At 66.9% G+C, this 26672-nt stretch carries 31 protein-coding genes and 1 pseudogene; 5 read left to right on the top strand and 27 right to left on the bottom strand.

The window, feature by feature from the left end; translation table 11 throughout:
- Nucleotides 1-27: 27 nt before the first annotated feature.
- The 12 genes and pseudogenes from rpsQ to AC5Y46_RS22125 form a co-directional block, all read right to left on the bottom strand.
- Nucleotides 28-405 (bottom strand): 30S ribosomal protein S17, encoded by a 378-nt coding sequence (rpsQ, locus tag AC5Y46_RS22180; protein WP_499944419.1) that lies wholly within the window; start codon nucleotides 403-405, stop codon nucleotides 28-30.
- The gene (rpmC, locus tag AC5Y46_RS22175; RefSeq protein WP_499944418.1) at nucleotides 402-644 is read right to left on the bottom strand and encodes a 50S ribosomal protein L29; all 243 of its coding nucleotides are present in this window, start codon (nucleotides 642-644) and stop codon (nucleotides 402-404) included. The genes rpsQ and rpmC overlap by 4 nt, the downstream gene beginning before the upstream one ends.
- A complete protein-coding gene (rplP, locus tag AC5Y46_RS22170) occupies nucleotides 644-1060 on the bottom strand; it encodes a 50S ribosomal protein L16 (RefSeq protein ID WP_499944417.1) in 417 nt (138 codons plus the stop codon). Before rplP ends, rpmC begins: the two co-directional genes overlap by 1 nt.
- Nucleotides 1061-1063: 3 nt before the next feature.
- The gene (gene rpsC, locus AC5Y46_RS22165) at nucleotides 1064-1891 is read right to left on the bottom strand and encodes a 30S ribosomal protein S3 (RefSeq protein WP_499944416.1); all 828 of its coding nucleotides are present in this window, start codon (nucleotides 1889-1891) and stop codon (nucleotides 1064-1066) included.
- Nucleotides 1891-2436, bottom strand: coding sequence for a 50S ribosomal protein L22 (gene rplV, locus AC5Y46_RS22160; RefSeq protein WP_499944415.1), 546 nt, complete (start codon nucleotides 2434-2436; stop codon nucleotides 1891-1893). The genes rpsC and rplV overlap by 1 nt, the downstream gene beginning before the upstream one ends.
- Nucleotides 2433-2714 carry a 30S ribosomal protein S19 gene (gene rpsS / locus AC5Y46_RS22155; protein ID WP_011739061.1) on the bottom strand — a complete coding sequence of 94 codons (282 nt, stop codon included), beginning with the start codon at nucleotides 2712-2714 and terminating at the stop codon, nucleotides 2433-2435. Before rpsS ends, rplV begins: the two co-directional genes overlap by 4 nt.
- 12 nt (nucleotides 2715-2726) lie before the next feature.
- Nucleotides 2727-3569, bottom strand: coding sequence for a 50S ribosomal protein L2 (rplB, locus tag AC5Y46_RS22150; RefSeq protein WP_499944414.1), 843 nt, complete (start codon nucleotides 3567-3569; stop codon nucleotides 2727-2729).
- Between the two features lie 27 nt (nucleotides 3570-3596).
- Complete coding sequence (rplW, locus tag AC5Y46_RS22145; protein WP_068033882.1) at nucleotides 3597-3899, bottom strand: 50S ribosomal protein L23; 303 nt, start codon at nucleotides 3897-3899, stop codon at nucleotides 3597-3599.
- Entirely contained in the window at nucleotides 3900-4595 is a 696-nt protein-coding gene (gene rplD, locus AC5Y46_RS22140; RefSeq protein ID WP_499944413.1) for a 50S ribosomal protein L4, read from the bottom strand.
- Nucleotides 4595-5248: a 50S ribosomal protein L3 gene (rplC, locus tag AC5Y46_RS22135; protein WP_499944412.1), complete on the bottom strand. Its 654-nt coding sequence runs from the start codon at nucleotides 5246-5248 to the stop codon at nucleotides 4595-4597. The genes rplD and rplC overlap by 1 nt, the downstream gene beginning before the upstream one ends.
- A gap of 13 nt (nucleotides 5249-5261) precedes the next feature.
- Nucleotides 5262-5567, bottom strand: coding sequence for a 30S ribosomal protein S10 (gene rpsJ / locus AC5Y46_RS22130; RefSeq protein WP_003873519.1), 306 nt, complete (start codon nucleotides 5565-5567; stop codon nucleotides 5262-5264).
- Between the two features lie 475 nt (nucleotides 5568-6042).
- Nucleotides 6043-6618: pseudogene (locus AC5Y46_RS22125) on the bottom strand (TetR/AcrR family transcriptional regulator); the annotation flags it as partial.
- A gap of 151 nt (nucleotides 6619-6769) precedes the next feature.
- On the opposite strand from AC5Y46_RS22125, the gene AC5Y46_RS22120 reads away from it, so the two are divergent.
- Complete coding sequence (locus tag AC5Y46_RS22120) at nucleotides 6770-8371, top strand: MFS transporter (protein ID WP_499944411.1); 1602 nt, start codon at nucleotides 6770-6772, stop codon at nucleotides 8369-8371.
- 111 nt (nucleotides 8372-8482) lie between these two features.
- On the top strand, nucleotides 8483-9151 hold the full coding sequence (locus AC5Y46_RS22115) for a PE family protein (RefSeq protein ID WP_499944410.1): 669 nt from the start codon (nucleotides 8483-8485) through the stop codon (nucleotides 9149-9151).
- 2 nt (nucleotides 9152-9153) lie between these two features.
- Here the strand turns inward: AC5Y46_RS22115 and mftG are convergent, their stop codons facing one another.
- The 7 genes from mftG to mftA form a co-directional block, all read right to left on the bottom strand.
- Nucleotides 9154-10593, bottom strand: coding sequence for a mycofactocin dehydrogenase MftG (mftG, locus tag AC5Y46_RS22110; RefSeq protein WP_499993055.1), 1440 nt, complete (start codon nucleotides 10591-10593; stop codon nucleotides 9154-9156).
- A gap of 8 nt (nucleotides 10594-10601) precedes the next feature.
- On the bottom strand, nucleotides 10602-12014 hold the full coding sequence (gene mftF, locus AC5Y46_RS22105) for a mycofactocin biosynthesis glycosyltransferase MftF (protein ID WP_499993053.1): 1413 nt from the start codon (nucleotides 12012-12014) through the stop codon (nucleotides 10602-10604).
- Entirely contained in the window at nucleotides 12011-12709 is a 699-nt protein-coding gene (gene mftE, locus AC5Y46_RS22100; protein WP_499993064.1) for a mycofactocin biosynthesis peptidyl-dipeptidase MftE, read from the bottom strand. Before mftE ends, mftF begins: the two co-directional genes overlap by 4 nt.
- 217 nt (nucleotides 12710-12926) lie before the next feature.
- Entirely contained in the window at nucleotides 12927-14102 is a 1176-nt protein-coding gene (gene mftD / locus AC5Y46_RS22095) for a pre-mycofactocin synthase MftD (protein ID WP_499993052.1), read from the bottom strand.
- 2 nt (nucleotides 14103-14104) lie between these two features.
- Nucleotides 14105-15286 (bottom strand): mycofactocin radical SAM maturase, encoded by a 1182-nt coding sequence (mftC, locus tag AC5Y46_RS22090; RefSeq protein WP_499993051.1) that lies wholly within the window; start codon nucleotides 15284-15286, stop codon nucleotides 14105-14107.
- Nucleotides 15283-15612 carry a mycofactocin biosynthesis chaperone MftB gene (gene mftB, locus AC5Y46_RS22085; protein ID WP_499993050.1) on the bottom strand — a complete coding sequence of 110 codons (330 nt, stop codon included), beginning with the start codon at nucleotides 15610-15612 and terminating at the stop codon, nucleotides 15283-15285. Before mftB ends, mftC begins: the two co-directional genes overlap by 4 nt.
- Nucleotides 15597-15686, bottom strand: coding sequence for a mycofactocin precursor MftA (mftA, locus tag AC5Y46_RS22080; RefSeq protein ID WP_036352637.1), 90 nt, complete (start codon nucleotides 15684-15686; stop codon nucleotides 15597-15599). Before mftA ends, mftB begins: the two co-directional genes overlap by 16 nt.
- 90 nt (nucleotides 15687-15776) lie before the next feature.
- On the opposite strand from mftA, the gene mftR reads away from it, so the two are divergent.
- The 3 genes from mftR (at nucleotide 15777) to AC5Y46_RS22065 (ending at nucleotide 18267) form a co-directional block, all read left to right on the top strand.
- Entirely contained in the window at nucleotides 15777-16370 is a 594-nt protein-coding gene (gene mftR / locus AC5Y46_RS22075; RefSeq protein WP_499944404.1) for a mycofactocin system transcriptional regulator MftR, read from the top strand.
- 155 nt (nucleotides 16371-16525) lie between these two features.
- A complete protein-coding gene (locus AC5Y46_RS22070; RefSeq protein WP_499993048.1) occupies nucleotides 16526-17035 on the top strand; it encodes an RNA polymerase sigma factor in 510 nt (169 codons plus the stop codon).
- Nucleotides 17032-18267 carry a VOC family protein gene (locus tag AC5Y46_RS22065; RefSeq protein ID WP_499993046.1) on the top strand — a complete coding sequence of 412 codons (1236 nt, stop codon included), beginning with the start codon at nucleotides 17032-17034 and terminating at the stop codon, nucleotides 18265-18267. The genes AC5Y46_RS22070 and AC5Y46_RS22065 overlap by 4 nt, the downstream gene beginning before the upstream one ends.
- Before the next feature lie 67 nt (nucleotides 18268-18334).
- Here AC5Y46_RS22065 and AC5Y46_RS22060 read toward each other — a convergent pair whose 3' ends face one another.
- From AC5Y46_RS22060 to AC5Y46_RS22025, 8 genes are all read right to left on the bottom strand, one after another.
- Nucleotides 18335-19507 carry an NAD(P)/FAD-dependent oxidoreductase gene (locus AC5Y46_RS22060; RefSeq protein ID WP_499993044.1) on the bottom strand — a complete coding sequence of 391 codons (1173 nt, stop codon included), beginning with the start codon at nucleotides 19505-19507 and terminating at the stop codon, nucleotides 18335-18337.
- A gap of 25 nt (nucleotides 19508-19532) precedes the next feature.
- Nucleotides 19533-20348, bottom strand: a complete 816-nt coding sequence (locus tag AC5Y46_RS22055) for a mycofactocin-coupled SDR family oxidoreductase (protein ID WP_499993042.1) — start codon at nucleotides 20346-20348, stop codon at nucleotides 19533-19535.
- Nucleotides 20349-20496: 148 nt separating this feature from the next.
- On the bottom strand, nucleotides 20497-21315 hold the full coding sequence (locus tag AC5Y46_RS22050) for an SHOCT domain-containing protein (protein WP_499993040.1): 819 nt from the start codon (nucleotides 21313-21315) through the stop codon (nucleotides 20497-20499).
- Nucleotides 21316-21462: 147 nt separating this feature from the next.
- Nucleotides 21463-22653, bottom strand: coding sequence for an elongation factor Tu (gene tuf / locus AC5Y46_RS22045; RefSeq protein WP_499944398.1), 1191 nt, complete (start codon nucleotides 22651-22653; stop codon nucleotides 21463-21465).
- A gap of 81 nt (nucleotides 22654-22734) precedes the next feature.
- Complete coding sequence (gene fusA / locus AC5Y46_RS22040) at nucleotides 22735-24840, bottom strand: elongation factor G (RefSeq protein WP_499944397.1); 2106 nt, start codon at nucleotides 24838-24840, stop codon at nucleotides 22735-22737.
- Nucleotides 24841-24902: 62 nt separating this feature from the next.
- Entirely contained in the window at nucleotides 24903-25373 is a 471-nt protein-coding gene (gene rpsG / locus AC5Y46_RS22035) for a 30S ribosomal protein S7 (RefSeq protein WP_416892010.1), read from the bottom strand.
- Nucleotides 25373-25747: a 30S ribosomal protein S12 gene (rpsL, locus tag AC5Y46_RS22030; RefSeq protein WP_007167812.1), complete on the bottom strand. Its 375-nt coding sequence runs from the start codon at nucleotides 25745-25747 to the stop codon at nucleotides 25373-25375. The genes rpsG and rpsL overlap by 1 nt, the downstream gene beginning before the upstream one ends.
- A gap of 261 nt (nucleotides 25748-26008) precedes the next feature.
- Entirely contained in the window at nucleotides 26009-26638 is a 630-nt protein-coding gene (locus tag AC5Y46_RS22025) for a TetR/AcrR family transcriptional regulator (protein WP_499944396.1), read from the bottom strand.
- Between the last annotated feature and the right edge of the window lie 34 nt (nucleotides 26639-26672).

Here is a 26672-nt window from a genome sequence, read left to right as displayed (position 1 = left end):
CAGGGTACGCAGGGTACGCGAGGAAAGCTACTTGGCCTTCTCCAGGATCTCGACGAGCCGCCAGCGCTTGGTCGCCGACAGCGGACGCGTCTCCATCAGCGAGACCCGGTCACCGATCCCGGCGATGCTGTTCTCGTCGTGCGCCTTGACCTTCTTGGTGGTGCGAATGATCTTGCCGTACAACGGGTGCCGAACCCGGTCTTCCAGCTCGACGACAATGGTCTTCTGCATCTTGTCGCTCACCACGTAGCCGATGCGGGTCTTGCGACGCCCGCGCGGCTTCGGGGTGGCCGGAGTGTTCTTGGGGCCCTTCTCCTTCGGCGCGGCGTCCTTCGGAGCCGCCGCCTTGGTGGGAGCCGCCTTCTTCGGAGCCGCCTTCGCGGGAGTCTTAGCCTCTGCCATCACGATTCCTTCTCGTCGGATCCGTCAGGCCCGGAAGCCAGACCCAGTTCTCGTTCACGCAGCACCGTGTAGACCCGCGCGATTTCCTGACGCACCGTACAGAGCCGGCGGTTGTTGGTGAGCTGCCCGGTGGCCATCTGGAAGCGCAGGTTGAACAGCTCTTCCTTGGACTCCCGAACACGCTCGTTCAGTTCTTCGTCGGTGAGCTCACGCAGTTCACCAGGCGAAATTCCCACTGCCATCAGAACTGATCCTCTCGGGTGACGATGCGTGCCTTGATCGGCAACTTGTGGATCGCCCGGGTGAGCGCCGCGCGCGCGGTCTGCTCGTTGGGGTAACTCAGCTCGAACAGCACCCGGCCCGGCTTGACGTTGACCACCCACCACTCCGGCGAACCCTTACCGGAACCCATCCGGGTCTCGGCGGGCTTCTTGGTCAGCGGACGGTCGGGGAAGATGTTGATCCACACCTTGCCGCCACGCTTGATGTGCCGGTTGATGGCGATACGAGCGGACTCGATCTGCCGGTTGGTGACGTAGGCGTGCTCGAGCGCCTGGATGCCATAGTCGCCGAAGTTCACCGACGTGCCGCCGCTGGCGATGCCGCGCTGGCGGGGGTGGTGCTGCTTGCGGTGCTTGACCTTGCGGGGAATCAACATGATTCAGCTCTCCGTGCTCTGCGCCTCTACCGGCGCTGCGGCTTCTGCGGACGCCGTGTCGTCGCCGCCGGCGGCCCGGCCGGCGTCGGTGCCGGTGGCCGTGGTGCCCGACGCGCCACTGCGTCGCGGACGGGTGCCCGAGGGACGCTCGCGACGCGGACGGTCGGCACCGGCGGGGGCGGCAGCCGCGAGTTCACGCTTGCCGCCGACGATGTCGCCCTTGTAGATCCACACCTTCACGCCGATCCGGCCGAAGGTGGTCTTGGCCTCGTAGAGGCCGTAGTCGATGTCCGCGCGCAGCGTGTGCAGCGGCACCCGACCCTCGCGGTAGAACTCCGAGCGGCTCATCTCCGCGCCGCCGAGGCGGCCCGAGCACTGCACCCGGATGCCCTTGACGTTGGGCTGCCGCATGGCCGACTGGATCGCCTTACGCATCGCACGGCGGAACGCGACCCGGTTGCTCAGCTGCTCGGCAACGCCCTGGGCCACCAATTGTGCTTGCGACTCAGGGTTTTTCACCTCGAGGATGTTGAGCTGAACCTGCTTGCCGGTCAGCTTCTCCAGGTCGGCGCGGATGCGGTCGGCCTCGGTGCCGCGGCGGCCGATCACGATGCCCGGACGCGCGGTGTGGATGTCCACCCGGACCCGGTCGCGGGTCCGCTCGATCTCCACGTCGGCGATGCCGGCGCGCTCCAGGCCGGTCGACAGCAGCCGCCGGATCGCGACGTCTTCCTTGACGTATTCGGCGTACTGCTTGTCGGCGTACCAACGCGACTTCCAGTCGGTGGTGATACCCAGCCGGAAGCCGTGCGGATTGATCTTCTGGCCCACTAGTCTGAGCCTCCCTTCGCTTCGGCAGCCTCAGACGTTTTCGGTTCGGCCTTGGTAGCGGCCTTCTTTGCCGGTGCCTTGGTGTCCGCCTTCTTGGCGGGTGCCTTCTTGGCGGGTGCCTTCGCGGCGGCCTTGCTGCCCTCGGCGCGACGCGCGCGCGACGACTTCGACGACCGCTCGTCCTTGCTGGGACGGCTCTCCACGATCACCGTGATGTGACTGGTGCGCCGGCGGATCCGGAACGCGCGGCCCTGCGCGCGCGGGCGGATGCGCTTGGCCGTCGGGCCCTCGTCGGCGTACACCGTGGCGACCACCAGGGTGGCCGGATCCAGTCCATTGTTGTTCTGCGCGTTGGCCGCTGCGCTGGCGATCACCTTGGCGACCGGCTCGCTGGCGGCCTGCGGCGCCCAGCGCAGGATGTCGAGTGCGTCGGTCACCGACCGGCCGCGTACCAGGTCGATGACCCGGCGTGCCTTCCGCGGCGACACCCGCACGAACCGCGCTTTGGCGGTCGCCGAGGGATATTCAGTGGTGGTGGTACTCATCGCCGTTTGCTCTTCCGGTCGTCCTTGATGTGTCCCTTGAAGGTGCGGGTCGGGGCGAACTCACCGAGCTTGTGACCCACCATCGACTCGGTGACGAACACCGGGACGTGCTTGCGGCCGTCGTGCACCGCGAAAGTGTGCCCGATGAAGTCCGGGATGATGGTCGACCGGCGCGACCAGGTCTTGATGACCTGCTTGGTGTTCTTCTCGTTCTGCACGTCGACCTTCTTGAGCAGATGGTCGTCGACGAACGGACCCTTCTTGAGGCTGCGTGGCATGGTTGGTTACTCCTACCGGCCGTGCTTCTTGCCGGTGCGCCGGCGTCGGACAATGAGCTTGTTGCTGGCTTTGTTCGGGTTGCGGGTGCGGCCTTCGGGCTTGCCCCACGGGCTCACCGGGTGACGGCCACCGGAGGTCTTACCCTCACCACCACCGTGCGGGTGGTCGACCGGGTTCATCACGACACCACGGACCGACGGACGCTTGCCCTTCCAGCGCATCCGGCCGGCCTTGCCCCAGTTGATGTTCGCCTGCTCGGCGTTGCCGACCTCGCCGACCGTGGCGCGGCAGCGCACGTCGACGCGGCGGATCTCACCGCTGGGCATACGCAGCGAGGCGTAGGTCGCTTCCTTGCCGAGCAACTGGATGCTCGACCCGGCCGAGCGCGCCAGCTTGGCGCCACCACCGGGACGCAGCTCCACCGCGTGCACCAGGGTGCCGGCTGGGATGTTACGCAGCGGCAGGTTGTTGCCGGGCTTGATGTCGGCGTTGGCGCCCGACTCGACGACGTCGCCCTGCGAAAGCCCGTTCGGCGCAATGATGTAGCGCTTCTCGCCGTCCAGGTAGTGCAGCAGTGCGATGCGGGCGGTGCGGTTCGGGTCGTACTCGATGTGCGCGACCTTGGCGTTGACCCCGTCCTTGTCGTTACGGCGGAAGTCGATCACCCGGTAGGCACGCTTGTGGCCGCCACCCTTGTGGCGGGTGGTGATGCGGCCGTGCGCGTTACGTCCGCCGCGACCGTGCAGCGGACGAACCAGCGACTTCTCCGGCGTCGTCCGGGTGATCTCGGAGAAGTCCGACACGCTCGCGCCGCGGCGGCCCGGGGTCGTCGGCTTGTACTTGCGAATTGCCATGTCTAATCAGCTCTTTCTGCGCCCGGGCTACGCCGGTGCTCCGAACAAGTCGATCGGCTTGCTGCCCGGTGCCAGGGTCACGATCGCGCGCTTGGTGCTCTTGCGCTTGCCGTAGCCGGTCCGGGTGCGCTTGCGCTTGCCCTGCCGATTCGCGGTGTTCACCGATGCGACCTTGACGGCGAAGATCTTCTCGACAGCGATCTTGATCTGCGTCTTGTTCGAATCGGGGTGCACCACGAAGGTGTACACGTTGTCGTCGAGCAGCCCGTAGGACTTCTCGGAGATGACCGGCGCCAAAATGATGTCGCGGGGGTCAGCGATGGTCGCCATCTACGCCGATACCTCCTCGGTGCTGGCGGTGCCCTGGTGGGCGTTGATGTAGGCGTTGAGGGCCTCGACGCTGAACACCACGTCGTCGGCCCGCAACACGTCGTAGGTGTTGAGCTGGTCGGGCGGCAGGATGTGCACGCCCGGCAGGTTGCGCACGCTCTTCACGCCGGCTTCGTCGCTGCGGCCGACGACCACCAGCACCTGCTTGCGGTCGGTCAGCGTGGCCAGAAAAGCCTTGGCGCTCTTCGTCGAAGGCGTTTGCCCGCTGACGATTTCGGTCACCGCGTGGATGCGCCCGTTGCGCGCCCGGTCCGACAGCGCCCCGCGCAGCGCGGCGGCGATCATCTTCTTGGGCGTGCGCTGGCTGTAGTCGCGCGGCTGCGGACCGTGCACGGTGCCACCGCCGGTGAACTGCGGGGCACGCGTCGAACCCTGCCGGGCGCGACCGGTTCCCTTCTGGCGGTACGGCTTACGGCCACCGCCGCTGACGTCGCCGCGGGTCTTCGTCGCGTGCGTGCCCTGGCGGGCCGCCGCACGCTGGGCGGTGACGACCTGGTGCATCAGCGCGATGTTGGCCGGTGCGTCGAACAGCTCGGCCGGCAGCTCGATGGAGCCGTCGGTCTTGCCGTCCGGCGTCTTGACGTCGATTTTCAGCCCGCTGGCGCCCTTCTGGGTACTTACCGTCTTGGCGGCCATTACTTCTCACCTCGCTTGATCGCGGTGCGGACCACGACGAGTCCGCCGGTGCGGCCGGGAACCGCGCCCTTGATCAACAGCACGCCGTTCTCGGCGTCGACCTTGTGCACCACCAGGTTCTGCACGGTGACCCGGTCGTTGCCCATCCGGCCGGCCATCCGGGTGCCCTTGAAAACCCTTGCCGGGGTGGCACATCCGCCGATCGAGCCCGGGCGACGGTGCACCGCCTGGGCACCGTGGCTGGCGCCCTGGCCGCGGAAGCCGTGCCGCTTCATGGTGCCGGCGAACCCCTTGCCCTTGGAGGTACCGGTCACGTCGACGTAGGCGCCGTCGGCGAAGATCTCCGCCGTCAGCTCCTGGCCGACCTGGTACTCAGCCGCGGCCTGCGGGTCGTCCAGGCGCAGTTCGGCCAGGTGCCGGCGCGGGTTGACACCCGCCGCCGCGTACTGACCGGTCACCGGCTTGTTGACCTTGCGCGGGCTGATCTCGCCGTAAGCCAGCTGCACCGCGCTGTAGCCGTCCTGCTCGGGAGTACGGATGCGGGTCACCACATTCGGCCCGGCCTTGACGACCGTGACGGGCACGACTCTGTTGTTCTCGTCGAATACCTGCGTCATGCCCAGCTTGGTACCCAGAATGCCTTTTCTCGCCATTTGACTGGATCTCCTACTGGATGTTGACGTCGACACTGGCCGGCAGGTCGATGCGCATCAGCGCGTCGACGGTCTTCGGCGTCGGGTCGAGGATGTCGATCAACCGCTTGTGAGTACGCATCTCGAAGTGCTCCCGCGAGTCCTTGTACTTGTGCGGAGAGCGGATGACGCAGTACACGTTCTTCTCGGTCGGCAGCGGCACCGGGCCTACGACGCTGGCACCGGTGCGTACGACGGTCTCGACGATCTTGCGCGCCGACGCGTCAATAGCCTCATGGTCGTAGGCCTTAAGCCTGATGCGGATCTTCTGTCCCGCCACGCTTCTCCCTACCTCTTCTTCACACTCGAGTCCGTCACCGGACCTGATGCCCTCCGGCGCGCAAGTGCCTGCCCGTTCACGGGCCGGCCTAGCGTTGCGCCGGATACTGCGCCGCTGTTTACCTGTCGTGGTCCACCCGCTCCCCGCGCTCGGGTGTGTCACCCGCACGCAGCCTCGTAGGCGACCGAAATAGTCGCGCTCCAAGGATGGGACCGGACGCGCCCCTGGTGGGCGCTGGTCGTATGCCCGGCCAGGCGCAAACCTGGCGCTGGGCAACCTGAACAGTATGCCTGAAGATCAGCGCTCGGCCAAATCCCGGTCCGTCCGCCCGAACGAGGCCCCACACACCGGGTCAGAACCGACCCTAGCTGGGCTTATCCGAGCCTACGCGCGTGTCCCCGCCCTCGCCGCGAGCAGACGCAGAATCGCCCAAATTGGGCCGCGATAGGGCGATTCTGCGTCTGCTCGCGCCAGAAGCGCCATGCGCCTGGGCGCGCTGCACGTGCAGGAAGCCGTCGACGGCCGCCTGCACCGTCTCGCGGTAGTCGAAGTCGGGCAGCGTGGACAGCCGACCCAGTGCCAGCGGTCCGATCAGCAGCGCAATCGCCCGGGACCGGTCCACCTCGCCCAGCTCGGCCGCCGCCTCGGGACTGTCGAAGATCACGTCGAACGGCGCCGCGTACTGCTGCGCGATGCGCTCGCGCAGCGTGCTCATCGCGCTCTCGGCGGCCTGACCCCGACGCGGTTCTGGCAACTCCTGCAGATCGGACCCCAAAGCCAGCCACGCGGTGGCCGTCAGCGCGGCGGGAGCTTCGGCGATCACCTCGGCCTGCGCCAGCAACAGGGCTATCAGCCGGTCCCGCAGCGAACCTTCCGCCGGCGGCATCGGCGCCGCCGGGATCAGGCTGCTGAAAGTCGCTGCCAGCAAATCATTTCCGCTCGGAAAGTGCCGATACAGGGTGGCCCGCGCCACGTTTGCCGCGCGGGTGACCGCATCGATCGTCACCGCGCTGGGACCCCCGGACCGCAACAGCGCGGCAGCGGCCTCCAGCAACCGGGCCCTGGACCGCGCCGGGCGGGGATCTGTGTCACTCCCCCCGTCGATAGTGATGCACCTCCCTGTTTCGGCTCGGGCCTCACCGTCTATGCACGAGACCGTTAGTCTCGGACACTACCTCGCCCCCGAAAGGAGGCGCAGCACCATGGTCGAAACACTGGTACGACCTGATGAGACCCTGCTCCCACCCGATCAGCGTACTGAGACCCCAGACGTCGGCAGCAGTTCCCGCGCCCGGACGTGGACACTGGTCGTGGCCTGCGTCGCAGTGTCACTGGTGGTCGCGTCGATGACCGCGCTGAATACTGCGTTGGGCGATCTGGCGGTGGCCACCTCCGCTTCCCAGACCCAGCTCACCTGGATAGTCGACGGCTACACCCTGGCGTTGGCCTGTCTGCTCCTGCCCGCGGGCGCCATCGGCGACCGCTACGGCAGGCGCGGCGCGCTGCTGACCGGGTTGACGATCTTTTCCCTGGCGTCGATTGCGCCGGCGCTGCTGCATTCCCCGAGCCAGATCATCACCGGCCGCGCGCTCGCCGGCGTCGGGGCCGCATTGGTGATGCCGGCGACGTTGTCATTGCTGACCGTGGCCTATCCGAAGGAGCAGCGCATCAAGGCCGTCGGTATCTGGGCGGGCACCGCGGGCTCCGGCGGCGTACTGGGCATGCTCGGCTCTGGTGTGATCCTGCGGTTCTGGGACTGGCATGCGATCTTCTGGGCACTGGGAGCCTCCGGCGCGGTCATCTTCGCGATGGCCTGCACGGTCGCACCGTCACGCGACCGCGCTGCCCCCCGGGTGGACTGGCTCGGCGCCGGCCTGATCGGCTCGGCGATGGCGATCTCGGTGTTCGCCATTCTGGAAGCGCCCACCCGGGGCTGGAGCGACTCGATGGTGTGGGGCGGTCTGGTCGCCGGCGCTGTCGTGATCGGGATCTTCGGATTCGTCGAATACCGGAAACGCCAGCCGCTCTTGGACGTTCGACTGTTCGGCAATCCCGCCTTCACCACCGGCGTCGCGGCGATCATCGTCCTGTTCGGCGCCACCTTCGGCTTCTTCTATCTGGCCATGCAGTACGTGCAGCAGATCATGGGCTACTCGCCGCTGATGACGGCAATTGCGCTCGGCCCGTTCATGATCCCGTTGGGGATCCTGTCGGCCACCTCCTTCTGGTATGTGCCTCGGCTGGGCCTGCGCGTGGTGCTGTTCTCCGGCACGCTGTTGATGGCTGTCGGCTTCGCATGCATGCACGGCATCGGGTTGCACTCGACCTATCTCGAGTTCGCTTGGCCGACATTGATTCTCGCGTCAGGCATCGGCTTGTGCACGGCGCCGACGACTTCGGCGATCATGGCCGCGGTACCGGATGCGAAGCAGGGAGTTGCCTCGGCCGTGAACGACAGCGCGCGTGAGATGGGCGGTGCGCTGGGAATCGCGGTCGCCGGCTCGATTCTGGCCGGTCGCTACACGCACGAGCTGGGCACGGCACTGTCCGACTTCCCTGCGTCCGTCCGTGGCCCGGCCGCCGACTCGCTGGCCAAAGCCATGGAGATCGCCGACCGCATGGGACCACCGGGGGACCGGCTGGCCGTCCTGAGCAAGACGGCGTTCCTGACCTCGATGCACGCCTCCACGACCGTGCTGGCCGTCATCGTGGGGATCTTCGCGGTCCTGATCGGTCTCTGGGCGCCCGGGCGGGACGGTCGTCAGCTGCGCCCGATCCGGCGGATGCTCGCCGGGCGGCGCTGACGCATTTCGGCAAAACGCCACGGCGGACCTTCCCACCCCGTTACCATCGATCGGGGGCATGGTTCGTAACCGGGCACGCGGACTCTATCTAGGCAAGCTGGGGGAAGCGGAATGTCGTATGTGATCGCTGCGCCGGAGTACGTTGCCGCGGCGGCAACGGATTTGGCGAATATCGGTGCAGCGATCAGCGATGCCGGCACGACGGCGTTGGCCCCGACAACAGGGGTGTTGATCCCCGCGGGCGCGGATGCCGTGTCGGCGGAGATCGCGACGCTGTTCGGGGCCCACGCCGAGGCTTTCCAGGCACTCAGCGCGCAAGCGAGCCAGTTTCACAACCAGTTCGTGCAGCTGATGAGTCTCGGCGGGCAGCAGTATGGCCTCAGCGAGGCCGCGAACAACTCGAGCATTCAGGCCGAAGCCGCGGTGCCCCAACCGACAATGGGACACTCGGTGCTCAGCCAGGGCGCCGCTGTGGCGCCTGCCGCCGCGCAGACGGTGGCACTCACTTCAGGACCGTTGGGGCCGGGGGGCTCTGCGACAGCATCGGCGGCTACGCCGGTGGTTTCGCCGGGGTCGGCAGTAGCGGCGGGATCGGTGGGGTCGGTGAAACGTCAACCGATCCCGCCGCTACCGACTGGCCCCGAAGAGGTTGTGGAGGTGGGCGGTTCGACGGCCGCGTTGTCTGCATTGCCGGCCCCGCTGGCCGCCCGCGCGACGCCGACGACGGCGTTGTCGCCGGGCCCGCGATGGGATGCTTCCGAACAGTCGGCGTCCGCCTGATCTCAGGCAACGAATTCGGCCGCACGGTGCGCCAGCATCACTATCGTCGCGTGCGGACCGCGGCTGGGTACCACCGGCAGCACCGAACCGTCGATCACCCAGAGGTTGTCCAAACCTGTTACCCGACAGCGGTTGTCGACGACCGCGTGCGGGTCACCATCGGCCCCCATCGGTGCGCTGCCGCACAGGTGCTGCGATGTCGACCACACATCAGGACCGATATGCGTTGCCGCGCCGAACAATTCGCGAGCCAGCTCGCTGCCGGCACGCAACGCCGAAACGTCGGCCGGCTCGCTGTCGTAGCGATGCCGGATGCGCGGCGGCACGTCGGGATCCGGCGACACCAGCGTGACACGTCCACGCGCCCGGGGACGCATGAGCGCCACACCGATGTGCGGCCAGTCGCGGTGCCCGGCGGTGCCGTCTCCGGTCATCGCCACGAAACCACCTGTGTAAGGACGGATCTCGATGCCGTCGGCAGTGCTCAACACCACCTCCAGGACCGGACGATCCACTGCCACATCCCAACTGGTCGGCATCACCCATTCCGGGTGGTCACTGCAGCGCATCCCGACCGGCAGCTTCGCGCGCACACCCACGCCGGCAGCGCGCAGCACCGCCTCCTCCCCTATGCCCGAGAGCATCAGCAGTTGCGCTGACCGAATCGCGCCTGCGCACAACACGATTCGATCCGCGCTGAACGCGATGGGGCCATCGGGCCCGACGGCGTCGACCCCCACCGCCGTCGCCCCGGAGAAACGCACACCGACCGCACGCGTGTGCGCCTGTAGCGTCAGGTTGGGACGTCCCAGCGCGGGTATCAGAAACGCGGCTCCCGAACCGGTCCGGACGCCGTCGACGATGTTCAGGGGTACCGCGCCCACGCCCGACGGCAGCCGCGGCCCGACGTCGTTGAGATCCGGAAGCCAGGAGTACCCGGCGCGACGGGTCTCGGTGACGAAGGTTTCGCTGGCGCCGGTCATTTCGGAGGTCCGTTGTACCGGGATGGGTCCGCTGCCGCCGTGCGCGGGCGTGTCGAAGTCGAGGTCGGTCTCGATGGCCCGAAAGTGCGCGAGCACGTCGGACCACGCCCAACCGGGAATGCCGAGTTCGTCGAAATCGCCGGGCAGCGCGCGGCAGAAGTAGCCGCCGTTGACCGCCCCGGAGCCGCCCACCGTCGTCCCCCGCACGATCGGGATCTGGCGCACCGGGTGATCGGTCAGGGTGGTCAGATAGCGCTCGGCCAGCGGGCTGTGCACGCCGATCGGCAATTGCAGACCGTTGCGGGTCCGGGACGCCGCGTCGGCGTCGTCGAGTCCGGGGCCGGCCTCCAGCACCCGCACCGAACAGCCGGAATCAGCGGAAAGACGTTCGGCGACAACAGAACCGGCACTTCCGGCGCCCACGATCAACACGTCGCTGTGCCGAGCGGCTGCGGTCAAGGTGGCGGTTACGTCCGAATCTGCGGCTTGAGCGCGCCCAGGTTGCGTTCGCGCACCACCCCGCACCACAGGCCGATCCCGTAAGCCAGATCGTCGACACGCTTGAGCAACAGGAACGTCAGCAACCCGATCGGTTCGGCGTCGTCCTCGACGGCGTCGCGGCGGCGAAGCCAGTCCGCCACACCATCCAATATCGCCGCCACCACCACCACCCGTCTGCAGTGCCGCGACAGGATCGCCGCAACCAGCGCGACCGGCCAATAGTGCCGGCACAGCGCGGATGCCAACTGCAGGGCGGCCGACCACAGGCCCCGGGTGGCGACCACGATCACGTCCCAAAATGTCGTCTCGGCGCTGCGCATGGCCCGGGCGATCCGCCGGCCGGTCAACACCGCGATCACCACCGAGGCCAGTCGCGCGATGCCGGTACCGAGTGACATCAGGATCCAGGCCATCAACGCCCAACCGGAAATCACCACCGGCGCGGTCTTGTCGGGGTGCCGCACCGACAGCGGAGCCGCCGAACCGCCGTAGAAGGCCTTGCGCGCGATCCAGTCCCGCAGTTCGGTCCGGTGGTCATGGGCGACCTGGGCGATCGGCTCGTACCGCAGCCGGGCACCGGCTTCCACCAGCCGCCAGCACAGGTCGACGTCTTCACCCGAGTGCATCGTCTCGTCGAAACCGCCGACCTCCCGGATTGCCGACGTGCGGCACACGATCGCGGCGCTGGGAACATAGGAGACCGTGCTGTGCGGCAATACCGGCGCCTCCCGCAGACCGAGGTCCAGCGACGAATGCACCGCCTCGTACCTGGCTATCACGTTCTCGGTCTGCGCCAGCCCGACAATGCGGGGAGCGACCAGTGCGACGGTGGGATCGCAGAAGTGGCCCAGCAAAGCTTCCAGCCATCCGCGCCTGGGCGCCACGTCGGAATCCAGGAACGCGACGAAGTCGGTGCCGCAGGCGGCCAGGCCGGTGTTGCGGGCGGCCGCCGGACCCTTGCTGCGAACGTGATGCAGCACTTCGATGTCGCAGTGGGAGCCGGCGAAATCCTCCACCTCGACCGGACGCGACGAACCGTCGTCGACGACGATGACGCGCAGCCCACGTAGCGAGGTCACCAGTCGGCGCACCCCGATCACGTTGTCGCGCACCGGTATAACGATAGTGACGTCACGATGCGACGGTCCCGATGCCGGGCGCGGATGCGCCACCGTGGCGTCGAGCAGGGTACGGGCCAACTGGGCGCTGACTTCGTCGCTGACCTTGAGGCGTCCGTCGGACAGCATGCTCTGGGCGGCCGGCGCCAATCGCAGCAACCGGGTCGGCGACCCGCCGAGCAGGGCTCTGCCGTCGCCGAGCACCCGCACGCGGCGATCGACCTGCACGGCAAACCCGTCCGGCAGCCTGGTCGCGGTCACGTCAACATCCCGTCGGGCCCGGGCATCCACCGGACGAGGCGACGCTCGGCGTCGTCGACCATCTCGGCGAAGATCCTTTTTCCCTCGACGGCGGTCGCAGTGGTCGGGTCCCCCAGCACGCCGATCCGGCTCACCGCCGCAACCCCACCCCGCCGCATCGACGGCAGCAACTCGCCCAGCGGCGCCTCGTTGCCGGTCACCACCCGGTCGGTGCGGACCTCGTCCGGTGAGATGTGCAGCAACACCGATGTTTCGGTGTGCCCGGCGTGCGCGTCGCCGCCGGTCGTCACACAGGGGCACCAGCCGGCGTCGCGGCCCTCGGATCGCAGCACCCGCAGCGCGCGGCGCAGTGCATCGACGTTACCGCCGTGGCCGTTGACGAACACCAGTCGATGCGCCCAGCAGGTGGCCGACCGGCCGTACTCCACCAGCAGCATCGTCAGGGCTTCGATGCCGATCGAGATGGTGCCGGGGAAACTCTGGTGCTCGCCGCTGGCGCCGTAGGCGATCGGGGGGGCCACCAGCCAGTCGAGACGCTCCGCGGCAGCACGCGCGACAGCCGCCGCGATGCGGGTGTCGGTGTCCAGCGGAAGGTGCGGGCCGTGCTGTTCGGTGGATCCCAACGGGATCAAAATTGACGGCGGGGTGGATATTGAGAGTTGCTGCGACGTTGCACTCCCCAGTTCGCCGAGCATTGGCACTCGCCGATGGTAGGACGAATTAACCTGGCGTGCACCAATTGTTGCCCTATCTACCGAATTTTTTTTCCGCCATCTCGACCGACGGACAAAATCCGTGCTCGTAAGCCACGACTGCCACGTCCGTATCAGCTTTGTGGGTAGCGACATTTAAAGCTCTTCCGGGACAACCAACTCTGTGGTACAGGGAGCGTTACCCGAAATCGCCGTTGCCCTAACGCGCGCCCAACTCCCGGGTGAACCCGTCGGGAATCAGAATGTCGTCCGCGGTGAGGTCGTGGATCGACGAATGCCCGAGACCCATCAGCGCGGAGTCGATGCCACCGTGCAGGATGTCCAGCACGTTTTCCACACCTGCTTGGCCGGCCGCGGCCAGACCCCACAGGTAGGCACGCCCGATCATCACCGCCCGCGCCCCCAGCGCCACGGCTTTGACGACGTCGCTACCCCGCCGGATACCTCCGTCTAGCAGCACTTCGACCTGGTCGCCGACGGCGGCCGCCACGGCCGGCAGGGCCCGGATGGACGCCGGTGTGCCGTCCAGGTTGTTGCCGCCGTGATTGGACACCGAGATCGCCGAAACACCTGCGTCGACAGCCCTTTTGGCGTCGTCGACGCGCATCACGCCCTTGAGCATGAACGGTCCGCCCCACAGTTCACGCAGCCAGGCGATGTCTTCCCAGGTCGGCGGGGGGGTGCCCATCCACTCGCCGTAGGCGTTGAAGAACGGCGGGCCCGGCTCGCCGCGTCGGCCCTGGTTGGGCACCCGTAGATCCGGCGGCCGCAGTGTCTTGCCGAACTTCCACAGCCAGCGCGGCTTGGTGATCGCCTCCGGCGACATGCGCAGCATGGTCTTGAGGTTCATTTCTTCGGGGATCTTGGGGCTGCCCCAATCCCGTCCGTGCGAGAACGTCCAGTCGGTGGTGACGATCAGGCCGACGGCACCGGCTTGCCGTGCCCGCTCGGCCCGCTCGGCGATCGCGTCGCGCCCGCCGAGCCAATAGATCTGGAAGAAAATCTTCGGGTTGGCGGCGATAACCTCTTCGATGGGCTTGCTGGCGAACGACGACAGCCCCATCGCGGTGCCACGCGCGGCCGCGGCCCGTGCCACGGCCACCTCCCCGTCCGGGTCGACGGCCTGGACACCGGTGGGCGAAATCAGCACCGGCAGGGAAATGTCCTGTCCCATAACAGTCGTCGACAGATCGCGCTTTTCGCTGGCGCCGACCACGTGGGGCGCAAAACCGAGTTCGCTGAACGCCGCGACATTGTCGGCAACCGTCACGCCTTTTTCACTGGCCGAAATCAGAGACGAATAGACCGATTTCGGCAGTCTGCGCTTAGCGCGTTGTTGGGCAATAGCGACAGTTTCAAACCATTGGTCTGCCATAGCTATACGGGACTTTCGTTACAGAATCTGCTCGGCGGCCGCATCGAGAGAGTGAGCGGCACCGGAGTGCCGATCCGTTTGCCGCGCGAATGGTCGACGCGGGGCCGCGGCGTCTCGCGCTCGGTGGCCAGGGCCGGCGCACCGTAACCCTGGACGCATTCGGGATCCGGGCCGTCCAACGGCAGGCCGGTGAAGAACTTGGCCGCCATGCAGCCGCCTCGGCAGCTGTCATAGTGGCCACAACTGCCGCAGGCTCCCGCCGACTGGGGCTCGCGTAGCTCGCGGAACAGGGGCGCGTTCTGCCACACGTTCTGGAAACCATCGTCGCTCAACACGTTCCCGGCCAAGAACCGGTCGTGGATGGCGAACGGGCACGCGTAGACGTCGCCCACCGGGTCGATCAGGCAGACCACTCGGCCGGCGCCGCACATGTTGAGCCCGGCCAGTGCCCCGGACTGGCCGAGCGGCGCCAGGTGGAAGAACGAGTCACCGGTGAGCACCCGCTCGCCGTGGGCGACCAGCCAGTCGTACAGCTGGACCTGCTGGGCGGCGGTGGGGTGCAGCTCCTCCCAGACGTCGGCGCCGCGCCCGGACGGCCGGAGACGGGTGATGCGCAGCGTCGCGCCGTAACGGCTTGCCAGCGCGGCGAATTCGTCGAGCTGGTCGACATTGTGCCGGGTGACCACCACCGAGATCTTGGCGTCCCGGAAGCCCGCGTCGGCGAGGTTCTGCAGCGCACGAACCGCCATGTCGAAGGAGCCGGGACCGCGGACGGCGTCGTTGACCTCGGCGGTCGCGCCGTCCAGCGAGATCTGGACGTCGACGTAGTCGCTGGCTGCCAGTCGCGCGGCGACCTCGGGTGTGATGCGCACGCCGTTGGTGGAGAACTTCACCCCGACGTGGTGTGCGGTGGCGTAGTCCACCAGCTCCCAAAAGTCCGCGCGCACAGTGGGTTCCCCGCCGCCGATGTTCACGTAGAACACCTGCATGCGTTCGAGCTCGTCGATGATGTCCTTGCACTGGCGGGTGGACAACTCCCGGGGGTCACGCTTGCCCGACGACGACAGGCAGTGCACACACGCCAGGTTGCAGGCGTAGGTCAACTCCCAGGTCAGACAGATCGGCGCATCCAGTCCGCGTTCGAACTGCTCGATGAGCCTGGGCACCTTCGCGGGCGCGGTCATTGGTCCTCCTGCGGCAGCAGCATCTTCGAATCGGCCAGCACACACAACGCGTGCAGATACGGCCCTTGGTCGGCGGCGTCGACGCCGGCAGCGTGCAGCGCCGAGCGGACGTCGGAATGGTCGGCCAGCGACTGCACCACGGTGAGGATGGTGCGGTTCTTCAGGAACGACAGCTTGCGGGTGCCGAAGTGATACAACAGCGCCCCAAAGGGTTCCGGCCGAACCGCCACCTGCGGATGCAGACGCCAGCCGCGGTCGGGGTCGAACACGCCTACGTCAAGCTGCCCGGCCTGCGCGGGCGCCGGCACGGTCAGTAGACCCCGCACATGCCGTCGATGGAGACCTCTTCGACGAGGGTCTCGGTGACGAGCTCGGTCTCGGTCTGGTTCTCGTTGTCCATGCGGGTGGCCTTTCGTGAGGGGGTCTCGACAATGCCGAGTGGTTCTGGTCACAATATGGCATCGAGTGCCGTAATGGAAGGGCGGATGTGATGCTGCACGAGTCGCGCGTCGGCCGGCGTCGCTCGACGACCCCGCTGCACATCGCCGACGTCGCCATCGACCTGTTCGCCGCCCGCGGCTTCGCCGACGTCAGCGTGGACGACGTCGCGCAGGCCGCCGGCATCTCGCGGCGCACGCTGTTCCGCTACTACGCGTCCAAGAATGCGATCCCGTGGGGTGAATTCGACAACTATCTCGGCCAGCTACGCGAACTGCTCGACAACGTCGACCCGCAGGTACCGCTGCGCGAGGCGTTGCGCGCGGCCCTGCTGGACTTCAACACCTTCGACGAGTGCGAAACCGCACGCCACCGGCAGCGCATGCGGGTGATCCTGGAAACCGCTGAGCTGCAAGCGTATTCGATGACGATGTATGCGGGCTGGCGAGACGTGATAGCCGGGTTCGTGGCGCGCCGGACGGCAACCAAGACCACCGACCTGCTGCCGCAGACCGTGGCCTGGACGATGCTGGGGGTGGCGTTGAGCGCCTACCAGTGCTGGCTGAGCGACGAGTCGGTCCCGTTGCCGGACGCGCTCGGCAACGCCTTCGACGTCGTGGACGCCGGGCTGGACGGGCTCGGGTGAGCACGGCGCACCCGCGCGTACGGCGCGCGCGTTAGTGGCGCGAGCAGACGCAAAAGCCCCTCATTTCGGCACGAAATGGGGGCTTTTGCGTCTGCTCGCCAACTTTTCCGCAGCCTGGGCGTCGGATTTCGCGGCGCCGACGCGACGATAAGGGTGTGAGCGCCCAATCGGACCGCTATGGCGATGCAGCCCGCGCGCTGTTGGCGTTGTACGACACGGCACTACCCGTGGTGTACGGGTACTTCGTCCGCCGCTGCCGCGATCGTGGGACGGCCGAGGATCTGACCTCCGAAACGTTCTTGGCCGCTCTGCAGACCGCGCGGAAGGACGACCGTGCCCCGGTCGGGGTTCCGTGGTTGCTCGGTGTGGCGCGACACAAGCTGGCCGATCACTATCGGCGCAAGCAGGATCCCGAACCGGTCGCCGACCCGCCCGCTGAGTCTCTCGACGAGTGGGACGCCGAGCTGGACCGGTTGGTCGCCGAAAGCGTGCTGACCCGGTTGAGCGACTCACATCGCACGGTGCTGGTGCTGCGCTACATGGACGACTGCACCGTCGGGCAATGCGCCGAATTGATCGGGCGCACTGTGCATGCCACCGAGGCGCTGCTGGTCCGCGCGAAAAGGGCGTTCAGACAACAATATCCGGAAGGGGGCACGTCATGAGTCGACCCGACCCGCTGCACGTGCTGCACACCGAAGACCTTCCGGTGCAACCCGATCCGGCATTCGCGGCCCGACTGCGCCGCCGGTTGGAGTCCGCTTTGGCACTACCCGTAGAGAGGATCGACATGAGCACTACTGAACTGGACGTGACGGTGGTCCCGCGCCCGGCGGCGCTGCCCTACCTGTGCGTCGCGGACGCGCGGGCCGCGATCTCCTGGTACACCGATGCGCTCGGCGGCGTGCTGGTGGGCGAACCAATCGTGATGCCGGACGGGCGAATTGGGCACGCGGAGATCGCTCTGGCCGGTGGGGTGCTCTACCTGGCCGACGAGTATCCCGAATTGGGTTTGAAAGCTCCTGCGCCGGGCGCGGTTTCGGTGAGCCTGATGCTGGCGGTCGAGGACACCGACACGGCGCTGCAGCGCGCACGCGAGCACGGCGCCGACGTCGTGCGCGAAATCGAGGAGAGCCACGGATCACGCAACGCCACCATCGTCGACCCGTTCGGCCACCGGTGGATGCTCACCGGCCCGGTTGGCGCACCCATCCGGCACGGCGACGTCGGCTACATCGCCGTGCGGGTGCCCGACGCCGACCGCGCGGCCGCGTTCTACGGTCACGTGCTGGGCTGGACCTACGATCGCGACTCTCATCAGGTGACCAACACGGATCTGCCGACCGGCATCGTCAGTCACGACGGTCCCCCGACCTTGTTCTGCTGCTACGCGGTCACCGACCTGGCGGCCGTCCGCGCGGCGATCACCGAAGCCGGCGGCAGGACCGGCGACGCACGTCAGACCGCGCACGGCACCGTCCTGGACGCGATCGACTCCCAAGGCGCACCCTTCGCGGTCTTCGAAGCAGCACCGGGACGTAAACGACCGCAGCTCAACGGATCTGGGCCGGGCGAGGTGTCCTACCTCACCTACGAGGCAACAGACTCCGAGGCGTTCCGCGACTTCTACGGCCGGGTGCTGGGGTGGACGTTCGAGCCGGGCCGCGTCGCCGACGGCTGGGCGGTACAGAACGCGCACCCGATGTCGGGCGCCGCCGGCGGTAGTGCAAGCCCGAGCATCGTGCCGATGTGGACCGTCGCCGACATCGACGCGGCGGTACAGCGGGTCCGCGAAGCCGGCGGCACGGTGCTGGCCGAACCGTCGCGGCAGCCCTACGGACTGTCCGCCGAATGCGCCGACGACCAGGGATCGCGGTTCTACCTGGGTCAGTTCTGATGGCGCGAGCAGACGCGAAAGCCCTTCATTTCCCGCGGGAAATGGGGCTTTTGCGTCTGCTCGCCAGCTAACCGAGCATCTCCCCGATCGGCGTCGCGTTGGCGATCTTGGCGCGCACTTTCATGACCTTGCCGGGCAGTCCGCCGCCCACGACGCCGACGAACACACCGTCACGCTCGTAGTACGCCAGGAACTTGCGCCCGTCGTCCTCGACGATGTGCACAGTGTCGGTGGCTTCCGGCTCGCCCAGGCACTGGATCTTGACGTCGTACTGGTCGCTCCAGAAGTACGGGACGACGACGACCGTCGGCACCTCCCGCCCCAGCAGGGCGGGCACCACGACGCGGGCCTGGTCGGCGACGTTGCTCCAATGTTCAACGCGCGCTTGATGTCCCGTGGCATCCTTCCAAGACGCCACATCACCCAGCGCCCAGACATGCGGTGCGCTGGTGCGGCCGGTCTCGTCGCAGATCACGCCGTTGTCGATCTCGACGCCGCTGCCGTCGAGCCAATCGGTCGCCGGGTGCGACCCGATGCCGACCACCACCAGGTCCGCGGACACCTCCGTGCCGTCGGTGAGCACCACGGTGTCGACGTGCCCGTCACCGCGAATCTCGGCCACCCCGAGTCCGGTCCGCACGTCGACGCCCTCGTCGCGGTGCAGGCGCGTCACCAACGCGCCGATCTGCTCGCCGAGGACCGACGCCAGCGGAGTGGGTTGCGGCTCGACCAGAACCACGTCCACCCCCAGGCCGCGCAGGCTGGCCGCCACCTCGCAGCCGATGAAGCCGGCGCCGATGACGACCGCCCGGGTTGCCGACGAAGCATGCGTGCGCAGCGCCATGCTCTCGTCGAACGACCGCAGCACCCGGACCCCTTCCAGGTCGGGGAAGCTCGGAATCCGCCGGGGCACCAGACCGGTGGCGATGACGAGTTCGTCGTAACCGAGGGCAGTTCCGTCGGCCAGTGTCACGGTCTTGGCTGCGGTGTCCAGACCGGTGGCCGCCGAACCCAGCCGCAGGGTGATGTCCTTCTCGTCGTAGAACTCGCGAGGTTTGAGCGCCACGTCGTCGACCTCGCTGCGCAGCACTTCCTTGGACAGCGGCGGCCGGTCGTAGGGCAGGTGTACCTCGTCGCTGACGATGGTGACGGGGCCCTCGTACTCCGCGCGGCGCAACTGCTCGGCGGTCCGGGCGGCGGCGAGTCCACCCCCGACGATCACGATTCCGTTGTTGGTCACGTGGAGTTCATAGCACGCTGGCTGGTCAGTACTTTAGGGCACCCTTATCCACGGGAATCTGCGTGCCCGAGAGCGTGCCGGAACCGTCGCCGGCCAACCAGACGACGACGTCGGACACTTCGTCGGCGGTCATGAATCCCTTGTACTGCATAGGCATTGGCGGGAAGCTGTGCACGAAGCGAGGGTGCTTGGCAAACACTTCCATCATCGCCTCCGGCTCGATCATCGGGGTGTCGACCGAATAGGGGTGGATGGAGTTGACTTTGATGCCGAATTCGCCGAGCTCGATCGCCAGTGTGTTGGTGAGCGCGGTCAGGCCGTACTTGCTGGCCGCGTAGTGGCCGTTGCCCGGGGTCGCCTTGAGACCGGCCGACGAGCTGACCACCACGATGGAGCCGCCGTTGCCGGCCTCGATCATCGCCGGAATCGCGGCGCGCAGCGTGCGCCAGGTGCCGGTGAGGTTGACCCCGATGACGGTGTCCCACTGCTCGTCGGTGAGTTCCCACACGCGTCCCCAACCGAGCACACCGGCGTTGGCCACCACGATGTCCAGGCGGCCGAACTGCTCGACCCCGTCGGACACCAGCTGCCGCAGCGCCGCGTCGTCACGGACGTCGACCTGACGCGCCAACACCTTTCGGCCCTCGGCTTCCACCGCGGCGACGGTCTCGTCGAGATCCTGCGGCGTGGCTGCCGGGTAGGTGATGGTGTCCGAGACCGGCGCGCAGATGTCGGAGGCGATGATGTCGGCGCCTTCGCGCGCCAGCCGTACCGCGTGCGACCGGCCCTGGGCGCGGGCCGCGCCGGTGATGAACGCGACGCGTCCTTCGAGAGATCCCATCCGGTCAGGTTAACAGCGAAACTGAAACGTGTTCTAGTCCGCCCTCCTATCCGGCAAACAGACGCAAAAGCCCCTGTTTTCGGCACGAAAACGGGGCTTTTGCGTCTGCTCGCGAGGCCCCAAGCGGCCGGCCCTCGGCGTCGTGAGTTCAGATCTCGGCGATGATCTGCGCGCGCCGGCTGGCGTATTCCTGGTCGTTGAGCACACCGTCGGCGCGCAGCGAGTCGAGCTCCTGCAGCCGGTCGGCGATCGAGGCCTGCGGGACCGCGAACTCCGCGGCCACCGCCGCGCCCTGCTGAACGGGCTGCTGACCGGCCGCCCGCCGCACCACGGCCAGAACCTGCTGGCGCAGCACGGGATTGGACCGGATATCTACCATGCGGTTGAGCGGAACGTTGTTGGCCTTGAGGATCTGCAGGATCTCCATCAACGGCTCGGTCTGCCCACTGAGGTCATAGGTCCGGTTGTCCTCCTCGATGGTGAACTGGGCCGGCATCTGTCCGGTGACCAAAGCGCTTCGCTCCCAATCGATTCGGTATTGATTGGTGGCGGGATCCACCAAGACGACGCACTTACGGGAGGTCAGCACACCAAGTCGCGAAATGCTGGCGATGACCCGGTCCTCGCTGTCGAACGGCGCGATGCCCGGCCCGGAGATGTGTAGATGTACCTTGACCAGGGGCTGCTCGTTGATCCGGGTCCCGGTCTCGGTCAGGCCCACGATCTGCGCGAGTGCCAGCACGCCGTGCTGCTCGAGGAACTCCGATTTGGCGGCCGACTTGGCGCCCCAGTTGGTCAGGGCGAGGGCGATGAACACGTCTGCCACGGTGATGAGCAAGCCGACATAGAACATCCAGGACAGCACGTCCTGGAATGGCATGAAGAAGTAGACGACCAGGAATATCGGCCCGACCAGTCCGCCGCACAACAGCACCAGCAACTGCATCTTGATGTAGCGCGCCAGCATGTGACCACCCCTCATTGAGCCGGAAAGTTGCCGTCACAGTAGCTTCTACGCCGCGGCTACCGATCACAAGATGGGTGGGCGAGAAGACGCAAAAGCCCCCGAAAACGCAAGTTTTCGGGGGCTTTTGCGTCTGGTCGCGCAGGAACGCTACTTGATGATCTTGGTGACCCGGCCGGCGCCGACGGTGCGGCCACCTTCCCGGATCGCGAACCGCAGACCCTCGTCCATGGCGACGGGCTGGATCAGCTTCACCGAGATGTTGGTGTTGTCACCGGGCATCACCATTTCGGTGCCCTCCGGCAGCGTCACCACACCGGTCACGTCGGTGGTGCGGAAGTAGAACTGCGGACGGTAGTTGTTGAAGAACGGCGTGTGCCGGCCGCCCTCGTCCTTGGACAGGATGTAGACCTGGCCCTCGAACTCGGTGTGCGGGGTGGTGGTGCCGGGCTTGATCACGACCTGGCCGCGCTCGACGTCCTCACGCTTGACACCACGCAGCAGCAGACCGACGTTGTCACCGGCCTGACCCTGGTCGAGCAGCTTGCGGAACATCTCCACACCGGTGACCGTGGTCTTGGTGCTGGTCGGCTTGATGCCGACGATCTCGACTTCCTCGTTCACGTTCACAACACCGCGCTCGACACGGCCGGTCACCACGGTGCCACGACCGGTGATGGTGAAGACGTCCTCGACGGGCATCAGGAACGGCTTGTCGGTGTCGCGGACCGGGTCCGGGATCGACTCGTCGACGGCGTCCATCAGGTCCTCAACGGACTTGACCCAGTCGGCGTCACCCTCGAGCGCCTTGAGCGCCGAAACCCGAACGACGGGGGCTTCCTCGTCGAACTCCTGGGCGGCCAGCAGCTCGCGGACCTCCAGCTCGACGAGCTCGAGCAGCTCCTCGTCGTCGACCGCGTCCGACTTGTTCAGCGCGACCAGGATGTAGGGCACACCCACCTGACGGGCGAGCAGCACGTGCTCACGCGTCTGCGGCATCGGGCCGTCCGTCGCGGCGACCACCAGGATCGCGCCGTCCATCTGGGCGGCACCGGTGATCATGTTCTTGATGTAGTCGGCGTGGCCGGGGGCGTCGACGTGCGCGTAGTGACGCTTCTCGGTCTGGTACTCGACGTGCGCGATGTTGATCGTGATACCGCGCTGACGCTCCTCGGGGGCGTTGTCGATCTGGTCGAACGCCTTCGACTCGTTCAGGTCCGGATATTTGTCGTGCAGGACCTTGGTGATAGCCGCGGTCAGGGTGGTCTTGCCGTGGTCAACGTGACCGATGGTCCCGATGTTGACGTGGGGCTTGGTCCGCTGGAACTTCGCCTTCGCCACTTCTGTGTCCTCCTGGACTGTTGGTGCTTAAAAAAGCAGTGTTTGTTTTTCTGGTTGTGCCGCGGTGGTAACCGGGCCAGCCTACTCGCCGGTCGCCTTGGCGATTATTTCCTTCGACACGTTCGCCGGTACTTCGGCGTAGTTGTCGAACACCATGGAGTAGTTCGCCCGGCCTTGAGTCTTGGACCTCAGGTCGCCGACGTAGCCGAACATCTCCGACAGCGGCACGTGCGCCTTCACGACGCGCGCACCCGCCCGCTCCTCCATGGCCTGGATCTGGCCACGGCGGGAGTTCAGGTCGCCGATCACGTCACCCATGTAGTCCTCGGGTGTGGTGACCTCGACGGCCATGATCGGTTCCAGGATGACCGGTTGCGCTTGCTGCGCAGCCTTTTTCAGCACCTGCGAACCGGCGATCTTGAACGCCATCTCCGACGAGTCGACCTCGTGGAAGGCGCCGTCGAGCAGGGTGACCTTCAAGTTCACCAAGGGGTAGCCGGCCAGCACGCCGTACTGCATGGCGTCCTGCGCACCGGCATCCACCGACGGGATGTACTCGCGCGGGATGCGCCCACCGGTGACCTTGCTCTCGAACTCGTAGGTGGCCCCGTCCTCACTGGTGAACGGCTCCAGGGAGATCTGCACCTTGGCGAACTGGCCGGACCCGCCGGTCTGCTTCTTGTGGGTGAACTCGACGTTCTCCACCTTGCGCCGGATGGTCTCCTTGTAGGCCACCTGCGGCTTGCCGACGTTGGCCTCGACCTTGAACTCGCGGCGCATCCGGTCCACCAGGATGTCCAGGTGCAGCTCGCCCATGCCGCCGATGACGGTCTGGCCGGTCTCCTGGTCCAGGTGCACCTTGAAGGTGGGGTCCTCCTCGGCGAGCTTCTGGATCGACAGGCTCAGCTTCTCCTGGTCGCTCTTGGTCTTGGGCTCGATGGCCACCTCGATGACGGGATCGGGGAAGGTCATCGACTCCAGCACGACCTGGTTGTTCGGGTCGCACAGGGTGTCGCCGGTGGTGGTGTCCTTCAGACCGATCACCGCGTAGATGTGACCGGCCGAAGCCGTGTCCACCGGGTTCTCCTTGTTGGAGTGCATCTGGAACAGCTTGCCCAGCCGCTCCTTCTTGCCCTTGGTCGCGTTGATGACCTGCGAGCCGGAGTCGACCTTGCCCGAGTAAACCCGGACGTAGGTCAGCTTGCCGAAGAACGGGTGCGCGGCGACCTTGAACGCCAGCGCCGCGAACGGCTCCTCGGTCGACGGGTTGCGGGTGATCTCTTCGTCTTCCTTGCCCGGCACGTGCCCGATGGCCGGCGGCACGTCCAGCGGCGACGGCAGGTAGTCGACGACGGCGTCGAGCATGGGCTGCACGCCCTTGTTCTTGAACGCGCTGCCGCACAGCACCGGGTACGCCTCGGAGCTGATGGTCAGCTTGCGCAGCGCGCCCTTGATCTCCTCGACGGTGAGCTCCTCGCCGCCCAGGTACTTCTCCAGCAGCGTCTCGTCGGTCTCGGCGACGGCTTCGAGCAGCTTGGTGCGGTACTCCTCGGCCTGCTCGGCCAGGTCGGCCGGGATCTCGACGGTGTCGTAGGTCTCCCCCAGCTTGGTCTCGCCGCGCCACACCTTGGCGTTCATCTCCACCAGGTCGACGACGCCCTCGAACTCGCTCTCCGAACCGATCGGCAGCTGGACCGGGATGACGTTGGCGCCGAGGCGCTCCTCCATCGTGCGCACCGAGAAGTAGAAGTCCGCGCCGATCTTGTCCATCTTGTTGACGAAGCAGATGCGCGGTACGTCGTACTTGTCGGCCTGCCGCCAGACCTGCTCGGACTGCGGCTCGACGCCTTCCTTGCCGTCGAACACCGCGACCGCGCCGTCCAGAACCCGCAACGAGCGCTCCACCTCGACGGTGAAGTCCACGTGCCCAGGGGTGTCGATCAGGTTGATCTGGTGGTCTTTCCAGAACGTGGTGGTAGCGGCGGAGGTGATGGTGATGCCCCGCTCCTGCTCCTGTTCCATCCAGTCCATGGTGGCGGCACCGTCGTGCACCTCACCGATCTTGTAGCTGATGCCGGTGTAGTAGAGGATGCGCTCGGTGGTCGTGGTCTTACCGGCATCGATGTGCGCCATGATGCCGATGTTGCGGACCTTGCTCAGGTCGGTCAGAACGTCCTTCTGTGCCACAGAAGTCTTCCCACTCTTTCGTTGCTCAGTGATTCGCTATCGGTCGCACTCGCGGGATCCCGTCACCAGCGATAGTGCGCGAACGCGCGGTTCGCCTCGGCCATCTTGTGGGTGTCCTCGCGCCGTTTGACGGAAGCTCCCAGGCCGTTGCTGGCATCCAGGATCTCGTTTGCCAGGCGCTCGACCATCGTCTTCTCCCGACGTTGCCGCGAGAAGCCGACGAGCCAGCGCAGCGCCAGCGTCGTGGACCGGTCCGGGCGCACCTCGACGGGGACCTGGTAGGTGGCACCACCGACGCGGCGGCTGCGCACTTCCAGGGCGGGTTTGACGTTGTCGAGAGCGCGCTTGAGGGTGATGACGGGATCGGTGCCGGTTTTGTCGCGGGCCTGCTCGAGCGCACCATAGACAATGCGCTCAGCCAGCGATTTCTTCCCCTTCAGCAGAACTTTGTTCACCAACTGGGTGACCAGCTGCGACCCGTACACCGGGTCGTTGACCAGCGGACGCTTGGGTGCGGGCCCCTTGCGCGGCATCAGCTCTTCTCCTTCTTGGCGCCGTAACGGCTGCGGGCCTGCTTGCGGTTCTTCACGCCCTGGGTGTCCAGCGAACCGCGGATGATCTTGTAGCGCACACCGGGCAGGTCCTTCACCCGGCCGCCACGCACCAGCACCATCGAGTGCTCCTGCAGGTTGTGGCCCTCACCGGGGATGTAGGCCGTGACCTCAACCTGGCTGGTCAGCTTCACACGGGCGACCTTCCGAAGCGCCGAGTTCGGCTTCTTCGGGGTGGTGGTGTACACGCGGGTGCACACGCCACGACGCTGCGGGCTGCCCTTCAGGGCCGCGGTCTTGACCTTGGCGATCTTGTCGCGACGACCCTTGCGGACCAGCTGCTGAATGGTTGGCATCTACCGGCTTTCTCTGTTCTCGTTCAACGTCAAGTCTCTGTACTGCAGTTATGCCCGCGCGCGTTACCCCGCGTCCGGGCGTGTCGCACGCGCTCAGCACCGGCAAAAGAATCCGATGCATCATGGACATGCGAATTAGCCCGGCATTCGTTCCCTTACGTCAGGCGCCGTAAGCCGCCAGGCACGAGCCACCACATTACCCGCCCCCGGTCTGACAGGTCAAAATGGCCGTCGGCCCGGGTTCTACCAGCGTATAAGCGCTTAGCGGGCGGTACGGGTGTCCATCCCGGCCGCCAACCGCAGCACCATGTCGGTGAACACGGCGTCGGTGTCGATGTCGTCCATCACCCCGGTCATCTCCAGCAACACGAAGCCGTGCATCGCCGACCAGAACTCCAGCGCGGCGTAGAACGCCTCGTCACCCTGCAAGCCGTAGGACGACAAGACGGCGATGACCGGACCGGCCGCGCCGCGGGTCGCCGCCGAGTACTCCGGGTCGTCACCGCCGAACGGCATCCGGGTGAACGCGGAGTACCGGCCCGGGTGGTGATGGGCGTAGCTGCGATAGGCGCCGGCCATGACCAGGACGGCGTCGTCGCGGGCGCGGCCCTCGCCGACGCGGTTCAGCATGGTGATGATGTCGTCGATGACCCGGATGCGCACCGCCCGGCGCAGGTCCTCCAGGCTGTCGACGTGGTTGTACAGCGAGGGCCCTTTGGTCCCGAGCTGGGTCGCCAGGGCGTTGATGGTCAGCGAATCCCAGCCTTCGCGGTCCAGGAAGGTCAGCGCACCGTCGACGATGCCGTCGCGGCTCAGCTTGGCCTGGCGGGCTCCGGACCTCCCGCCGCGCGCACGGCCACCGGTCGACGGTGCATCCGGCTGAGCTGCCATGACTAATGACTCTAGTTGACCGGTCCGCGCGCCC

It is taken from the genome of Mycobacterium sp. NGS59, assembly GCF_059812345.1.
This window is presented reverse-complemented; position numbering and strand designations above follow the sequence as displayed.

Excerpts from the sequence above, each read along its gene's own strand:
- rpmC (WP_499944418.1), bottom strand. The coding sequence starts at position 644 with ATGGCAGTGGGAATTTCGCCTGGTGAACTGCGTGAGCTCACCGACGAA.
- mftE (WP_499993064.1), bottom strand. The coding sequence starts at position 12,709 with ATGCTCGGCGAACTGGGGAGTGCAACGTCGCAGCAACTCTCAATATCC.
- mftA (WP_036352637.1), bottom strand. The coding sequence starts at position 15,686 with ATGGACAACGAGAACCAGACCGAGACCGAGCTCGTCACCGAGACCCTC.
- rpsG (WP_416892010.1), bottom strand. The coding sequence starts at position 25,373 with ATGCCGCGCAAGGGGCCCGCACCCAAGCGTCCGCTGGTCAACGACCCG.
- AC5Y46_RS22065 (WP_499993046.1), top strand. The coding sequence starts at position 17,032 with ATGAGTCGACCCGACCCGCTGCACGTGCTGCACACCGAAGACCTTCCG.
- rplB (WP_499944414.1), bottom strand. The coding sequence starts at position 3,569 with ATGGCAATTCGCAAGTACAAGCCGACGACCCCGGGCCGCCGCGGCGCG.
- AC5Y46_RS22055 (WP_499993042.1), bottom strand. The coding sequence starts at position 20,348 with ATGGGATCTCTCGAAGGACGCGTCGCGTTCATCACCGGCGCGGCCCGC.
- rplC (WP_499944412.1), bottom strand. The coding sequence starts at position 5,248 with ATGGCGAGAAAAGGCATTCTGGGTACCAAGCTGGGCATGACGCAGGTA.
- rplV (WP_499944415.1), bottom strand. The coding sequence starts at position 2,436 with ATGAGTACCACCACCACTGAATATCCCTCGGCGACCGCCAAAGCGCGG.
- mftD (WP_499993052.1), bottom strand. The coding sequence starts at position 14,102 with ATGGCAGACCAATGGTTTGAAACTGTCGCTATTGCCCAACAACGCGCT.
- rplW (WP_068033882.1), bottom strand. The coding sequence starts at position 3,899 with ATGGCGACCATCGCTGACCCCCGCGACATCATTTTGGCGCCGGTCATC.
- rplP (WP_499944417.1), bottom strand. The coding sequence starts at position 1,060 with ATGTTGATTCCCCGCAAGGTCAAGCACCGCAAGCAGCACCACCCCCGC.
- AC5Y46_RS22025 (WP_499944396.1), bottom strand. The coding sequence starts at position 26,638 with ATGGCAGCTCAGCCGGATGCACCGTCGACCGGTGGCCGTGCGCGCGGC.
- AC5Y46_RS22120 (WP_499944411.1), top strand. The coding sequence starts at position 6,770 with ATGGTCGAAACACTGGTACGACCTGATGAGACCCTGCTCCCACCCGAT.
- rplD (WP_499944413.1), bottom strand. The coding sequence starts at position 4,595 with ATGGCCGCCAAGACGGTAAGTACCCAGAAGGGCGCCAGCGGGCTGAAA.
- mftR (WP_499944404.1), top strand. The coding sequence starts at position 15,777 with ATGCTGCACGAGTCGCGCGTCGGCCGGCGTCGCTCGACGACCCCGCTG.
- AC5Y46_RS22115 (WP_499944410.1), top strand. The coding sequence starts at position 8,483 with ATGTCGTATGTGATCGCTGCGCCGGAGTACGTTGCCGCGGCGGCAACG.
- rpsS (WP_011739061.1), bottom strand. The coding sequence starts at position 2,714 with ATGCCACGCAGCCTCAAGAAGGGTCCGTTCGTCGACGACCATCTGCTC.
- rpsL (WP_007167812.1), bottom strand. The coding sequence starts at position 25,747 with ATGCCAACCATTCAGCAGCTGGTCCGCAAGGGTCGTCGCGACAAGATC.
- AC5Y46_RS22050 (WP_499993040.1), bottom strand. The coding sequence starts at position 21,315 with ATGCTGGCGCGCTACATCAAGATGCAGTTGCTGGTGCTGTTGTGCGGC.
- mftC (WP_499993051.1), bottom strand. The coding sequence starts at position 15,286 with ATGACCGCGCCCGCGAAGGTGCCCAGGCTCATCGAGCAGTTCGAACGC.